The sequence below is a fragment of the Sinorhizobium sp. M4_45 genome (assembly GCF_002885915.1).
GTDB classification, from domain to species: Bacteria; Pseudomonadota; Alphaproteobacteria; order Rhizobiales; family Rhizobiaceae; genus Sinorhizobium; species Sinorhizobium meliloti_A.
Genome location: NZ_NWVE01000010.1, coordinates 43,717 through 57,530 on the forward strand (window position 1 = coordinate 43,717; position 13,814 = coordinate 57,530).

15 protein-coding genes are annotated in these 13,814 nt (G+C 62.1%); 9 read left to right on the forward strand and 6 right to left on the reverse strand.

The window, feature by feature from the left end; translation table 11 throughout:
- Nucleotides 1-203: 203 nt before the first annotated feature.
- Entirely contained in the window at nucleotides 204-623 is a 420-nt protein-coding gene (locus CN933_RS24240) for a DUF1236 domain-containing protein (RefSeq protein ID WP_102762653.1), read from the forward strand.
- 106 nt (nucleotides 624-729) lie between these two features.
- Here the strand turns inward: CN933_RS24240 and CN933_RS24245 are convergent, their stop codons facing one another.
- Nucleotides 730-1,344: a TetR/AcrR family transcriptional regulator gene (locus CN933_RS24245; protein WP_102762654.1), complete on the reverse strand. Its 615-nt coding sequence runs from the start codon at nucleotides 1,342-1,344 to the stop codon at nucleotides 730-732.
- 105 nt (nucleotides 1,345-1,449) lie between these two features.
- On the opposite strand from CN933_RS24245, the gene CN933_RS24250 reads away from it, so the two are divergent.
- Nucleotides 1,450-2,196, forward strand: coding sequence for an SDR family NAD(P)-dependent oxidoreductase (locus CN933_RS24250; RefSeq protein WP_018098493.1), 747 nt, complete (start codon nucleotides 1,450-1,452; stop codon nucleotides 2,194-2,196).
- Between the two features lie 79 nt (nucleotides 2,197-2,275).
- On the opposite strand, the gene CN933_RS24255 is transcribed toward CN933_RS24250, so the two are convergent.
- Complete coding sequence (locus CN933_RS24255; RefSeq protein WP_102762655.1) at nucleotides 2,276-3,424, reverse strand: AraC family transcriptional regulator; 1,149 nt, start codon at nucleotides 3,422-3,424, stop codon at nucleotides 2,276-2,278.
- 358 nt (nucleotides 3,425-3,782) lie between these two features.
- Between CN933_RS24255 and CN933_RS24260 the strand changes: the two genes are divergently transcribed.
- Genes CN933_RS24260 through CN933_RS24285 form a run of 6 tightly spaced genes read left to right on the forward strand, consistent with a single transcriptional unit; the run spans nucleotide 3,783 to nucleotide 9,776 of the window.
- Entirely contained in the window at nucleotides 3,783-4,829 is a 1,047-nt protein-coding gene (locus tag CN933_RS24260) for a UDP-glucuronic acid decarboxylase family protein (protein WP_018098495.1), read from the forward strand.
- Nucleotides 4,829-5,815, forward strand: coding sequence for a UDP-glucose 4-epimerase GalE (gene galE / locus CN933_RS24265; protein ID WP_102762656.1), 987 nt, complete (start codon nucleotides 4,829-4,831; stop codon nucleotides 5,813-5,815). The genes CN933_RS24260 and galE overlap by 1 nt, the downstream gene beginning before the upstream one ends.
- Nucleotides 5,812-7,677: a glycosyltransferase family 2 protein gene (locus tag CN933_RS24270; protein ID WP_102762657.1), complete on the forward strand. Its 1,866-nt coding sequence runs from the start codon at nucleotides 5,812-5,814 to the stop codon at nucleotides 7,675-7,677. Before galE ends, CN933_RS24270 begins: the two co-directional genes overlap by 4 nt.
- Nucleotides 7,678-7,681: 4 nt before the next feature.
- A complete protein-coding gene (locus tag CN933_RS24275) occupies nucleotides 7,682-8,293 on the forward strand; it encodes a DUF995 domain-containing protein (RefSeq protein WP_180980797.1) in 612 nt (203 codons plus the stop codon).
- Nucleotides 8,290-9,267: a glycoside hydrolase family 26 protein gene (locus tag CN933_RS24280; RefSeq protein WP_102762658.1), complete on the forward strand. Its 978-nt coding sequence runs from the start codon at nucleotides 8,290-8,292 to the stop codon at nucleotides 9,265-9,267. The genes CN933_RS24275 and CN933_RS24280 overlap by 4 nt, the downstream gene beginning before the upstream one ends.
- Nucleotides 9,267-9,776, forward strand: a complete 510-nt coding sequence (locus tag CN933_RS24285) for a DUF995 domain-containing protein (protein ID WP_100672326.1) — start codon at nucleotides 9,267-9,269, stop codon at nucleotides 9,774-9,776. The genes CN933_RS24280 and CN933_RS24285 overlap by 1 nt, the downstream gene beginning before the upstream one ends.
- A gap of 114 nt (nucleotides 9,777-9,890) precedes the next feature.
- Here the strand turns inward: CN933_RS24285 and CN933_RS24290 are convergent, their stop codons facing one another.
- Together CN933_RS24290 and CN933_RS24295 are read right to left on the reverse strand one after the other, a co-directional pair.
- Nucleotides 9,891-10,193: a hypothetical protein gene (locus CN933_RS24290; RefSeq protein WP_102762659.1), complete on the reverse strand. Its 303-nt coding sequence runs from the start codon at nucleotides 10,191-10,193 to the stop codon at nucleotides 9,891-9,893.
- 152 nt (nucleotides 10,194-10,345) lie between these two features.
- Nucleotides 10,346-11,416 (reverse strand): ROK family protein, encoded by a 1,071-nt coding sequence (locus tag CN933_RS24295; protein ID WP_102762660.1) that lies wholly within the window; start codon nucleotides 11,414-11,416, stop codon nucleotides 10,346-10,348.
- Nucleotides 11,417-11,593: 177 nt separating this feature from the next.
- Between CN933_RS24295 and CN933_RS24300 the strand changes: the two genes are divergently transcribed.
- Nucleotides 11,594-12,751: an osmoprotectant NAGGN system M42 family peptidase gene (locus CN933_RS24300; protein WP_102762796.1), complete on the forward strand. Its 1,158-nt coding sequence runs from the start codon at nucleotides 11,594-11,596 to the stop codon at nucleotides 12,749-12,751.
- Between the two features lie 172 nt (nucleotides 12,752-12,923).
- Here the strand turns inward: CN933_RS24300 and CN933_RS24305 are convergent, their stop codons facing one another.
- On the reverse strand, nucleotides 12,924-13,142 hold the full coding sequence (locus tag CN933_RS24305; protein WP_102762661.1) for a DUF4287 domain-containing protein: 219 nt from the start codon (nucleotides 13,140-13,142) through the stop codon (nucleotides 12,924-12,926).
- Entirely contained in the window at nucleotides 13,139-13,624 is a 486-nt protein-coding gene (locus CN933_RS24310; protein ID WP_102762662.1) for a VOC family protein, read from the reverse strand. Before CN933_RS24310 ends, CN933_RS24305 begins: the two co-directional genes overlap by 4 nt.
- Between the last annotated feature and the right edge of the window lie 190 nt (nucleotides 13,625-13,814).

Below are 13,814 nucleotides of genomic sequence, written 5' to 3' on the forward strand. Positions count from 1 at the left end.
TGTAGGGTTTCACTTATAGTTCGACACCGGCCGAAGGGAACAGGCGCCACCCCATCGCCTGCATGGATTTCCTCCAGCAGGGCATGAAGGCGCGATTTCGCCAGCTCGCTGCGTGACGCATTCCGCCAGGCCACGGAACAACTCCTGAGCCCAACGGGTTGTTTGGCGGAAGGGACGCATTTCGCATAACGGGAGAATGCCTGATGAAAGATCTGATCGTCAAAGGTGCCATTGTTCTGGGTCTCGGGCTCGGCTGCTTTGCTGCTCCAGCAGCAGCGCAGAGCACGACCAAGAACAGCACCGTTACCGGCGCAGCCGGCGGAGCTGCTGCAGGTGCAGTCATAGGAGGCCCTGTCGGGGCTGCCGTTGGTGGTGTCGCAGGAGCAGTCGCGGGTGCGGCGCTCGACCCGCCGCCGCCGAAGGTAATCGAGTATGTCGAGGCGCAGCCGCTTCCGGCAGAGCCGGTCGTCGTTCAACAGGAGATCGTAGTCGGAAAGCCGCTGCCCGAGACGGTGGTGGTCACGCCGATCCCGGACGACACGCGCTATGCCTACGCGGTTGTCAACGAGAAGCGCGTCATCGTTGAGCCGAAGAGCCGCACGGTGGTGCAGGTCGTTCAGTAAATTATGGCTATTACACGCGTTCGAGCGAGAGAAGCCGCGTAGCCTTTCCTCTCCTGCTGTGAACCTCAAGCTTGCCCGGCGGGTGTCCGAAGCCCGCCGGGCATTCCTATGACGCCGCGTTCTGCGTCAACACGCCCCAGGCGGCCATTGCGCCGTCGGCGACGTTTTTGAGCGCTTCATAGCTGCCGCCGTCGCGCGCGAGGATCGACATTCCATGTTGTACCGTTGCATAAAAGGTCGCGACGGCGCCGGCATCCACCCCGTCGGGCAACTCGCCTCCGGCAATTGCAGCCTCCAGCCGGTGGCATAGCTTATCGATGTTTTCCGTGCGGTGACGGGTCAACGCTTCGCAGACCGCTTCGGGAATCGCTGCCTGGTGAAGTCCTCCGAGCGCTATCAGGCAGCCGTGCGGGGCATCCGGCTGAGAATAGGCTTCGGCTGTCGCGAAAAGGAATCTCTTGACCGCTTCCCTTGCCGTCGGCGCTGTCTCCAGCGGCTCCCAGATCTCAGTGCCGACCGTTTGCGCGTAGAGCTCCATTGCCTCCAGATAGAGCGCTTCCTTGCAGCCGAATGCGGCATAAAGGCTGGGCGCATTGATGCCCATGGCGGCGGTCAGCGCTGTCAGGGACGCGCCCTCGTATCCTTTCTCCCAAAACACCTGCATGGCGCGCATGAGCGCATCGGCACGATCAAAGCTGCGGGGCCGGCCTTTGTCGGACATAGGATCAACTCCATTCTGTAACGATCGATAAATATATCGCTTGACAGGCATTGGCAAGCTCAGGCAAGCTTTATGTATCGATCATTACAAAAATGGAGTTTTTCGATGACATCGATCAGTTTGGGCGGAAAGACCGCTTTCGTTACCGGCGGCAGCAGGGGTATCGGCGCGGCTATCGCCAAGAGGCTTGCTCTGGAGGGGGCAGCGGTGGCGCTGACTTATGTGAATGCGGCCGACCAGGCGCAGGCGGTCGTGTCCGAGATCGAGCAGGCGGGCGGCCGCGCGGTAGCCATCCGCGCCGACAACCGCGACGCCGAAGCCATCGAGCAGGCCGTTCGCCAGACTGTCGAAACCTTGGGCGGGCTGGACATTCTGGTGAACAGCGCGGGCATTTGGCACTCGGCTCCTCTGGAGGAGACGACTGTCGCCGATTTCGACGAAGTGATGGCCGTCAACTTCCGTGCGCCCTTCGTGGCCATTCGTTCCGCGTCAAGGCATCTCGGTGACGGCGGCAGGATAATCACGATCGGCAGCAACCTGGCCGAACTGGTTCCCTGGCCGGGGATCAGCCTCTATTCGGCCAGCAAGGCGGCTCTGGCCGGCCTGACGAAAGGCCTGGCCCGTGACCTCGGACCGCGCGGGATCACCGTCAACATCGTTCATCCAGGCTCGACCAACACCGATATGAACCCGGCCGATGGCGACCATGCCGAAGCGCAACGGGAACGTATCGCCACCGGTAGCTACGGTGAGCCGCAAGACATTGCCGGACTGGTCGCCTGGCTTGCGGGCCCGCAAGGCAAGTTCGTCACCGGTACTTCGCTGACCATAGACGGCGGCGCCAACGCTTAATGCCGGTAACCACGGCGATCATGACGATGTCGATAATCCATGACGCCCGAACATGTGCTACGTGTGCGCCGCTCATCCCTTATCCTTGAACCGACTTGAGCCAGTCGCCGATCGTCGCCCCGCGGTCCCGCTCCGGCGGGGCAACGGGCGTGGCGAGGCGTTCGGCGGCCGCAGCCTTGCGGATTTCGCGCGGGCTCGCTCCGAATTCGTGGCTGAAGGCGCGTGTGAAATTGGCGGCGAGGTCGAATCCTGCCGCCTCAGCGATCTCCGCGATGGGCCGGTTGTTCGTCGGATCGCTGAGCTGCGCGTGCGCCTGCAGGAGCCGACGTCTGCGGATATAGTTCAGCACGCCGCCGCTCGGTTCGAATAGCTGATAGAGACGGGTTCTGGAAATGCCCAGCTCCCGGCAAATGGCTTCAGGCGTCAGGTCGGCCGAGTGCAGGTTCAGGTGGATATACCGATGCGCGCGCTCCATCACTCCCATCTTTGCCTGGGAGCCCCCCGCATCCGGTCTCACAGCCGCCACGCAGGCGACGACCATGTCACGTATCGTGCGAACGATGCGCGGCACTTCTTCCACGGTGATGTTGCCGAGGTTTTCTTCCATGCCGTTGATATAGTTTGCGAGCAGGTCGGCGAGGCTGCCGGACAAGACCGAATTGTTGGCGCCTTCGAGCTTGCCAGCATCGTCCGCAAGCAGTTCATAGGGCATGAAGAGAAGGATCGATGCGGCATCCGTCATGCGCCCACGATAAGGATAACCGAGCGACCGGAAGAAAAACTCTCCCGGCCCCGTCTCGGTGACGCGGCGGTCGGCTTCGGTCCACGACCGGCCGCTGCGAAAGAGACCGACGTTCCAATGATCGATGGGGCTCGAGCGCAACATAGTCTGGGAGCGCTCGTAACTATGTGCCGGCGTCACCTGTTGAACGATCAGCAAATCGCCGAGATGCCAACCGGTCAGTTCGGCCGCAAAGCCGTCCTCTTCGGATACCCCATCGGGCAGGCGTACGTCCACGAGGGGCGCCATATGCGCCCGCCAGGATCTAAACTGCTCTTGCGGCGGCAAATCACGGGTCGAGAATCGTGAAGGTGCGAGCGCCGGTGACCTTTCGGCTGAACGGTCCCTTGGGGGCGTGGGATCACGTGGCCAACGGCGCCGCTCCATATGGGCAGGCCACGCCGGAACTTCGACGGGGTCATCTCCTGATCCGGAGTCCTTCGTCATGCAACCCTCCAGCGAAATGGATTGCCCATTCGGGTGAGCCCGAACGAGCGATTTACCCGAGCGGCGAATCTGTCCCACCCTGACGCAACTCGCCCCAGGGTGGAATCGAATCGGCGGGGCACACCTGCCAGTATCCAATTTATACCCCTTTATATGTAGAAATGCACGGCGGGATAACAATCGGGATTGGGTGATAATGACAATCCCCATCCGCTGATTGTATTAAACACCTACAGTTGTTCCAAGCATTGCCCGAAAGTAATTAAGGTAGTTTCGAACGGTAAAGTTTCGATCACCAATTTATTGTGCCTGCTGTGGATGAGTTTTGGAAGTTGGCAGATAGTGTGAGGATTATTCCGTGAACTATTTCAGAAATGACTTCAGGGGAACGCTCTTCGGCGCGAATGAAGATACAGATTCACTGCGGCGCCGAAGCCTTCAAAAGAGAATACTTGTTACGGGCGGTGCCGGCTTTCTGGGCTCGCATCTTTGTGAGCTGCTTCTCGGCGCCGGGCACGAGGTCATTTGCCTCGACAACTTCTCGACGGGCCTGAGGCGCAATATCGCGCCGCTCAAGCGCTTCGATACCTTCCGCGTTATCGCCCACGACGTCGTGGAGCCGATCGACCTCGAGGTCGACGAGATCTACAACCTCGCCTGCCCGGCATCGCCGCCGCATTACCAGGCAGACCCGATCCAGACGACGAAAACCTGCGTGATCGGCTCACTCAACCTCCTCGATCTGGCCGCGCGTCGTGGCGCCCGCATCTTCCAGGCGTCCACATCGGAAATCTACGGCGACCCGCACGTCCACCCTCAGGTGGAGAGCTATTGGGGCAACGTCAATCCATTCGGCCCGCGCTCCTGCTATGACGAGGGCAAGCGTTGCGCAGAGACCCTGTTCTTCGACTTCCACAAGTCCCATGGGGTCGAAATCAAGATCGTCCGTATCTTCAACACCTACGGCCCGCGGATGCGCCCGGATGACGGCCGTGTCGTTTCCAACTTCATCGTCCAGGCCCTTAAGGGTGAGGACATCACGATCTACGGCGACGGCTCGCAGACCCGTTCCTTCTGTTTCGTCGACGACCTGATCGACGGCTTCGTCCGCCTCATGGCATCGCCGCCGTCCCTTACCGGACCGGTCAATCTCGGCAATCCGGCAGAGTTCACGATCGGCGAACTCGCCGAAGAGGTGGTCCGGTTGACCGGCTCGCGTTCGAAGATCGTCCGTCGGCCCCTGCCTGTCGACGATCCCCGCCAGCGCCGCCCGGACATCTCGCTCGCGACGGGAGAGCTCGGTTGGCGTCCGAAGGTCGATCTGGCCGAGGGGCTTGCGCACACGATCCGCTATTTCGACGACCTTCTCTCCCGGTCGATACGGGAAAGCGCGGAGCTGGTCTGATGGTTGCGCCACGTATCCTCGTCACCGGTGGCGCCGGCTATATCGGCAGTCACACCGCGAAGCTTCTGCGCCTCGAGGGCATCGAGCCCGTCGTCTACGACAATCTGACGACCGGAAACCGTTCCGCCGTGCGCTGGGGACCATTCATTCAGGGAGATATCCTGGACGGCCGCCACCTGATCGAGGCCATCGAGGCCTATCAGCCGGACGCCGTCATCCACTTCGCCGCATCCGCCTATGTCGGCGAATCCGTCGCCGATCCTGCGAAATACTACAACAACAACGTCGCCGGCACGCTGTCGCTCCTCGATGCATGCCGCCAGACGGGTGTCGACAAGGTGATCTTCTCATCGAGCTGCGCCACCTACGGCGTACCGGCGTTGCTGCCGATCGACGAGGCGACGCCGCAGGCACCGATCAACCCCTATGGCAAGACGAAACTGATGGCCGAGCACATGCTCGCCGACTATGCGGCCGCCTTTGCGCTGAATTACGTCTCGTTGCGCTATTTCAACGCATGTGGCGCTGATCCAGAGGGCGACCTCGGTGAATGGCACGACCCGGAAACGCACCTCATTCCGCGGGCTCTGATGGCCGCGGCAGGCCGCATTCCGCATCTGGAGATTTTCGGCGAGGACTACGACACCCCGGACGGAACCTGCGTGCGCGATTATATTCACGTGGCCGATCTTGCGAGCGCCCATGTGCTGGCATACCGGCATCTCGCCAATGGCGGCGGCAACCTCGCGCTCAACGTCGGTACCGGCCGCGGCTTCTCGATAAAGGAAGTCCTGCGAACGATCGGCGAAATTACCGGGCATAACGTCCCGGTCGTATTTCGCCGGCGTCGTGCCGGAGATCCGCCGGCGCTTTATGCGGATGCCGGGCTTGCCTGCCGGACGCTCGGCTTCCTGCCGCGATATTCCAATCTCGAGACGATCGTGCGAACCGCCGCCCCGTTCTTCGGGCTGGAGGTGCGGTCATGACCGTCCTTTCCGCCAATGAGCCGACGCGCATTTCCGAAGACGGTGAGCCGCGGCTTGTGCCTGTGCTCACGCGCGGACGCCGGATGGAATTTCTGCTCGGCGCGGGGCTCTGGGTCGCGGCGCTCGTCCATTTCTGGTCGTGGTGGCTGGAGCCGCGCCATCACGTGGACGCCTTGGGCAGTGCCATCGTGACCGCGGTCCTTGCCTGGGTCACCCTGCTGCCGGCCTATTTCATTGCCGTCTTTTATGGGGCCTTGAAACCGAACGGGCCGTTGCGGCTCCCGGCCGGCAGTCGCATTGCCATGGTCGTCACCAAGGCACCGTCGGAACCCTTTTCCGTCGTCGCCGAGACATTGGAGGCGATGCTTGCGCAGGACGTGCCGCACGACACCTGGCTTGCAGACGAGGATCCTTCCGAAGCGACGCTCGACTGGTGCCGCAGCCATGGCGTCCTCGTCTCCACCCGCAAAGGCCGGGCAGACTATCACCGGGCCACATGGCCACGGCGCACCCGCTGCAAGGAAGGCAATCTCGCCTTCTTCTACGATCACTACGGTTATGACCGGTACGATTTTGTGGCCCAGCTCGATGCCGACCACGTGCCCGCACCCGGATACCTCTTCGAAATGCTGCGCCCATTTGCCGACCCGGAAGTGGGTTACGTCTCGGCGCCGAGCATCTGCGACCGCAATGCTTCAGAAAGCTGGTCGGCACGCGGCCGCCTCCATGCGGAGGCGAGCATGCACGGTGCTCTCCAGGCCGGATACAATGGCGGGCTTGCGCCACTCTGCATCGGCTCTCACTACGCGGTGCGCACGGCTGCCCTCAAGGAGATCGGCGGTCTCGGCCCGGAGCTTGCCGAAGACCATTCGACGACATTGATGATGAATGCGGCAGGCTGGCGCGGCATTCACGCGCTCGACGCGATCGCCCATGGCGACGGACCGCGCACCTTTGCCGACCTGGTGACCCAGGAGTTCCAGTGGTCGCGCAGTCTCGTGATGCTCCTGCTGCAGTATTCGCCGCGTCTCGTCGGCCGGCTGCCGCTGCGACTGAAGTTCCAGTTCCTCTTCTCGCAGCTCTGGTATCCGCTCTTCGCGTGCTTTATGGCGCTGATGTTTGCAATGCCGATCCTCGCCCTTGCGCGCGGCGAGACCTTTGTCGCCGTGACCTATCCGGAGTTTCTGGCCTATTTCGCGCCGCTCTCGATCATCCTCGTCCTGCTGGCCTATCGCTGGCGGGCAACCGGCGCCTTCCGACCTTACGACGCGAACATCCTGAGCTGGGAGTGCATGCTCTTCCTGTTTGCGCGCTGGCCCTGGGCGCTTGCCGGTACGCTGGCCGCTCTGCGCGACTGGCTCACCGGGTCCTTCGTGGATTTCCGTGTGACGCCGAAGGGATCATCCGAGGTCGATCCGCTGCCCCTGCGCGTGCTCGCGCCCTACTTTTTCCTGGCGGTCTCGGCCGCCCTGCCGGTCCTGTTCGTCGAAGATGCCGCGAAGGCCAAGGGGTTCTACCTCTTCGCGATCCTCAATGCGGCAATTTACTGCCTGCTTCTGCTAGTCATCGTCCTGCGGCATTCGAGAGAAAACGCCGTTGGTTCCGCCTCCCGTTTCTATCGTCCTGCAATAGCGGCCGGACTCCTGGCGGTCGTCGCACTGCCCGGCATTGCGACTGCCGAACACGGGAAGGACGGGCTCGAGGCGCTTGCATGGGGCAGTGGGCACCTGCGCCTCTTCGAGGAGCGTTATGCGGTGGCCGGAGCCGGGCAGGGCGGTACGGCATTGCGCAAGATCGTCTTCCGGCCACGCTGGATTTCCGCCCCCGCGGAACAGCGGGACGGCAACTCTAAGAGGGGATAAGAACATGAAAGTGAAAGTCCCATTCTTCGGGAGAGAGGGCCGCGGCACCCGACATGCGCTGCCCGGCCGGCGCTTCACCCTTGGCATGTTGACCGTCCTTGCCCTCTGCCAATCACCGGCGTCCGCGGAAGTTGCAGTTCCCGAAAAGGCCCGCACCATGACGGGCGTCGAGCTCTACATGATCTTCCAGGACAAGACCTGGAAATGGGAGAGCGGCGCCGGCCGGATGGACCGTGAAGGCCGCGCCTTTCGGGCCTGGGTGCAATCGGCCACGGGGGAGAGCTGGGCCGAAGGCCGCTGGAGCGTGAATGACCGCGGGCAACTCTGCCTGACGGCCGTGTGGCACAGCCAGGGTTCCGCCGCCCGCGACAAGACCTGCTTCAGCCACCGCACGCTCGACGGAGCCATCTACCAGAAGAGGGAGCCGTCCGGCGACTGGTACGTCTTCAGACATGCCAAGACGCAGACAGGCGACGAGTTCAACCGTCTGGTCAGGGAGGATCTGGTTGCCGCCAAGCTCACAGTCTTCAAGGAGCGTATCGAGGGACAAGTGAAAGAAACAAAGAATAGCGTTGGCCGGCAAGCCGGGATGAACGCTGTTGGAGGTGTTCAATGAACAGGAAATCAAAGGCCATTACCTTTGCATCTCTCGGACTGTTGCTGTCGGGTACCGTGCTCGCGGCCAACATGCCGAGGGGTATCCCCGAACCCAACTCGCCGACGATGGCGACACCATCGGACAAGCGGCCCATACTGACGGAGAACTCGATCGATTTCGGCGCTTACGATCCCCACGGCGACTTCGGCGCGCCGGGCAGCTCGAAGATCGAGCATCTCTTCCTGCCCTGGGAAGACGTCGATCTGTCGACACTGACGCTTGCCGACGACTATGCCCAAGCCCGCGGCCGTTCGCTCATGATCACCATCGAACCCTGGTCATGGTCGCCCGAGTGGCGCGTGACCGAAGGGGAGCTCCTGCGTTCGATCCTGAGCGGCGAACGCGACGAGAACATGGCCCAGGTCTGCTCCGCCGCTGCTGCCCTCAAGAGTCCCGTCATCATCCGCTGGGGCCAGGAAATGGACGAAACCGACAACCAGTTCTCCTGGTCCCATTGGGGGGGCGACGACTTCAAAAAAGCCTATCGCCGCGTGGTGAACGTCTGCCGCAGCCACCTGAAGAACGCAAAGTTCATGTGGTCTCCCAAGGGCAACGAGGGGCTGGAAGCCTTCTATCCAGGTGACGATGTCGTCGATATCGTCGGGCTCTCGGTGTTTGGTTACCAGCCTTACGACCAGGGCACGACCGGCCGTGATCAGACATTTGCGGAGCGACTGGCGCCCGGATACGGCCGGGTGATGAACTATGGCAAGCCGATCATGGTCGCCGAACTCGGCTACGAGGGCGGTGGTTCATACGTAGCAAGCTGGGCGGCAACGGTCGCCGAGCGCCACGCCGAGTTCCCGCAGCTGACAGCCGTAGTCTATTTCAACGATCGCGAGATCTATGACTGGCCGCAGGGCTACGGCCGCCCCGATTGGCGGGTCGTCCGCGAAACCATTAGCGGGCAGGTGCCCGATGGAGGCATGTGATGAAATCGATATCCCGAGGAATACCTTTGGCAATCGCGCTGGCCGCCAGCTTAGCCGGTGCTTCGTTCGCCGAGGCCGCCACTGCGCGCCCGGAGAGGAAGGCAACTCCGCTGACGCACGCGGAACTGCTCCAACTCTACGGCCAGAAATCCTGGATATGGAAAGAGGGAGCGGGCTATTTCTCGGTACAGGCGCGCCGGTTTACCGCCTGGTCCAAGGAGAACGGCAAACCGTCCTATGGGGTCGGCCGCTGGTTCATCACTGGCCCGGGGAAACTCTGCTTCCGCGCCGAATGGCACGCCAGGGATGGCTCGGCGCCGGCGACGACCTGCTTCAGCCACGCCAAGCGGGGTGGCGTGATCTATCAAAGGCGAGAGCCGGACGGCACTTGGTACGTCTTCAAGAACGCACGGGTAAGGCCAGATGACGAATTCGCCAAGCTTCGACGCGGCAATTACGTGGGCGCGAGCCTGAGCCGCATCGAGGCGAGACTCGGCCGGGTCGAGTAACCCCGGCCGGGAAGGGGTTGCGCGGCTGGCCGGTGTCAGCAGTTCAAACCGGCTCCGCAGATGAGCCCGGCGTCGAAAGGCCCGCAACCCCGCCCCACGCCTTTTCGGAATCGCTCAGCGAAGGAAACAGCGCGAGGTGCTGCCGAAGCCGCTGGGCGTGCAGACATAGGGAGCCCGCCCGAGATAGACCGAGCGCACGAGTTTGGGCGTTTTTTGCGTGACCGCTTGCTTGCCCGGCGCGGGCTTTCTTTCAGGCAAAGGATAGCCGACTTCCCTGGCGATCGAAGCGGTCGTTTCCTGGCTGACCGTCGAGGAGCAGCCCCAGGTGGTCACGGCAAGGATGACGGCAAGGGTGCTGCGGGCGACGGTTTTGCGGGCTTCGAACAGTCCGGCCAATGCTTTCGACTTTACCTTCACAATCGGAACTCCCCGTTTTTTGCTTGTGAAGGAAGGTTAGCCGAAAGCCTTTAACTCACGGTCGAGGAAAAGCCGACAATTCGCCGGGATTGCGCATCAGGCGCTTAACCATTCGGGCACTCACGGCGGCCCGGAAGCTGCCGCGCGGCTGCTCAATTTTCGGCCTTGTTGCTGAAATGCGCGTTGCCGAGGCCGGTCCCGATCGTCAGGATTCCCCAGCTCGATGCATTTTGTACGAAAGGTATCTGCGACAGACCTTGCACGACGGCGTCGTTGTGCATGATCACGAAGGTCTCGTGGTCGCCGATCTGCGGAATGGCGCCCTTGAGCGCGGCAGGCAGGTTGAAATGCTCGCTTTCCCAGTTGCCGCCCGGCAGGTTCTGGCCGCCGCGAAGGATCGAGCCATCTTCGTTGATCACGCCGGGGCAGGCCACGCCGATGACCGGCGCCGGCGCGAGGTCCGCCTTGTCCGCCTTGGCTATAAGCTTCTCGATCATGCCGATGAGCTCCTCGATGGTGGTGCTCCTGTTGGGCTTGTCATCCGCATGTCGCCAGATGTCCGATTTCCAGACCTTTGCCTTGGAGAGGTCGGTTTCATCCTTCAGGTGCAGCTCGACTATGCCCACGCGGATATTGGTGCCGCCGATGTCGATGGCGAGGATCGCCTTGTGGCCCTTCAGCATCCAGGCGGGCATGAGATGCGCGGCGCCGATGAGCCCGGCATCATCGGGATGGTGAACGATGGGGGAAAGTTCGATCTTGATGCCTTCAGCCTTCAGCAGCACCATTGCGCGGGCAATGGCCAGTTCGCCCGCTGCGCTTCCCCGGAAGCCTCCGCCGATGACGACGCGCTCCGTATTTTTCCAGCTCTTTTGTTGCAGGAATCGTTCGAGAACGCTGGCGAGCTCGCCGGCGAATTCGTCGACCGCACCCATGATCAGCGCGGCCGCCTCCTTGTCGTCGCCGCGCAGAAGGGCATCGACCCGCTTTTTGGACAGATCCTGGGTCAGGGCCTGGCCCAGCGGGTCGTCGCCGCCCTTGCGCACGCGTTTGCGCCAGGCGTCGAGCTTCTCCTGGAAGGCAAATTTGTTGGCTCTGTCGCCAAGGAAGCCGTCGCCGTCACGCAGCTCCAGATTATAATCGTCGACCGTCACCGACGGCAGATTGCTGGCGCCATGAATGAGCGGGACGCCGTTTCGTTTTTCGTTCGCGGATTTGCCCACGCAACCTCCCGAGTGACGCCTGGCCTGGCCTTGCCGAATAGCTGAGTACCTTACAACGTGGCGGGCGGTGCGATGTTCCCGTTGGCGATTTTCGAGACGCGCGCGACGATCTGCGGGAGCGCGCGTCGCTTCGGCAACATTGTTGACGCAGGCATCCATGATTGCGACAACGCATTCATGCAGACACCGATCAATATAGACCCGGACTATCTCACCAGCCGCCTGAAAGCTCTGCTCGACATTGCGAGCCCGACCGGTTTCACCGATGAGGCGGTGCGCCACACGGCGCGTGAGCTCGAGCGGCTCGGCCTGGAAGTCAAGCTGACCCGCCGGGGTGCGATCCGCGCTCTTCGGCCGGGGGCTGCCGAGCGCCCGGCCCGCGGGATCGTCTCGCACCTGGACACCCTCGGCGCGCAGGTGAAGGCGCTGAAGGAAAACGGCCGCCTCGAACTGGTATCGATCGGGCACTGGTCTGCACGGTTCGCGGAAGGGGCTCGCGCCTCGATCTTTTCCGGCAAGGGCACCTATCGCGGTTCAATTCTCCCGCTGAAAGCCTCCGGTCACACTTTCAACGAGGAGGTCGACACGCAACCGACGGGCTGGCGCCATATCGAGCTGCGCGTCGATGCGCTCGCACGCGGCCGGAACGACCTGGTGCAGCTCGGAATAGACGTCGGCGACATCGTCGCCATCGATCCGCAGCCCGAATTCCTCGAGAACGGGTTTATCGTTTCGCGGCATCTCGACGACAAGGCGGGGGTCGCCATCATGCTTGCGGCGCTCGAGGCCATGCAGCGCGAGAAGGTGGAAACGCCGGTCGATACCTACTGGCTCTTCACCATCGGCGAGGAAGTGGGTGTGGGCGCGTCAGCGGCAATCGTCCCGGAAATCGCCTCGCTGGTGGCGATAGACAACGGCACGACCGCGCCAGGCCAGAATTCGGACGAGTTCGGCGTGACGCTCGCGATGGCGGACCAGACGGGACCTTTCGACTATCACCTTTCGAAAAAACTTTACGAGCTTTGCGGCGAGCATGGCATCCGCGTCCAGAAGGACGTCTTCCGCTACTATCGTTCCGATGCCGCTTCCGCGGTCGAGGCGGGGCACGACGTCCGCACGGCGCTTCTCACCTTTGGTGTCGACGCGTCGCACGGCTACGAGCGTATCCATCTCCATGCGCTGATGTCCGTCGCGAAGCTCGCGGTGTATTACGCGGCAAGCGAGGTCCAGATCGAGCGCGACGCCGAGGAGGTCTCCGGCCTTCGGGGCTTTACCCGGCAGAAGGTACGACAGGCCGAGCAGGATTTGAAGGCGGACGAGCCGGACGTATCCTGAGCGCCATCCACACGGCCACGGCAATGATCATCCGGTTTTCGGTCAGCGAGACGCTCGATCCACCATGGCTGCCAGGCCTGCCGGGTAGCGCGGCAATCGACAGCAGCTGCCGATTGCCGGATTATTTTGCCTCTGCGACCGGCAAACCTATCGCAAGTCGACAGTCGCAAATTCACCGTGGAGTCTCGTCTTCCACGAGAGTGTGCGCGACGATCGCATTTGCATGGCCGTGGCCAATTCCGTGTTCGCTCTTCAGCATAGCGACGAGTTCCATGTGCTTCGCTGGATAGTGCATCCGCACGAGCGCTTGCCAATCACTGATCGGACGGCCGTATGTCTTCTCGATCGATGGAAAATAGGAAGCCGGCCCTTTGATCTTGTCGGTGGTCATACCGTGTCAGCCCCTTTTCGTGCCGCATCGATCGCAGCTACGTCGATTTTCCTCATTGACATCATTGCGTCGAATGCGCGTTTTGCCTGTTCGCCACCAGCCGTAAGCGCGTCCATTAGAGTGCGAGGTGTGATCTGCCAGGATACGCCCCACTTATCCTTGCACCAGCCGCATTCGCTTTCCTGACCGCCATTGCCGACGATGGCGTTCCAATAGCGATCTGTTTCTCCCTGATCCTCGGTGCTGATCTGGAATGAGAAAGCTTCGCTGTGCTTGAATGTGGGGCCGCCGTTCAATCCGACGCAGGCGACACCTGCCACCGTGAACTCGACGACCAACACGTCTCCCTCTTCTCCGTCGGGGTATTTGCCGGGCGCGCGGATGATGGCTCCGATCTTGCTGTCTGGGAAGGTGTCCGCATAGAAGCGGGCGGCTTCCTCGGCGTCCTTGTCGTACCATAGACAAATGGTGTTCTTAGACATCGCGTCGTCCTCCTGGTCGTTGTGCTTCAGATCGAAAACCCGACCTGATGATACGAAGACGCACCAGCCGCCGCCGATCCGACATCATCATCAAAAAATCGCTACGCTCTTTTGACCGACCTCGTTTTGGCGGGCCGAACGCCTCGGGCCGAGGGGCCTGTCGGGGGCCATCCCCTCCATGTCCCGCGCG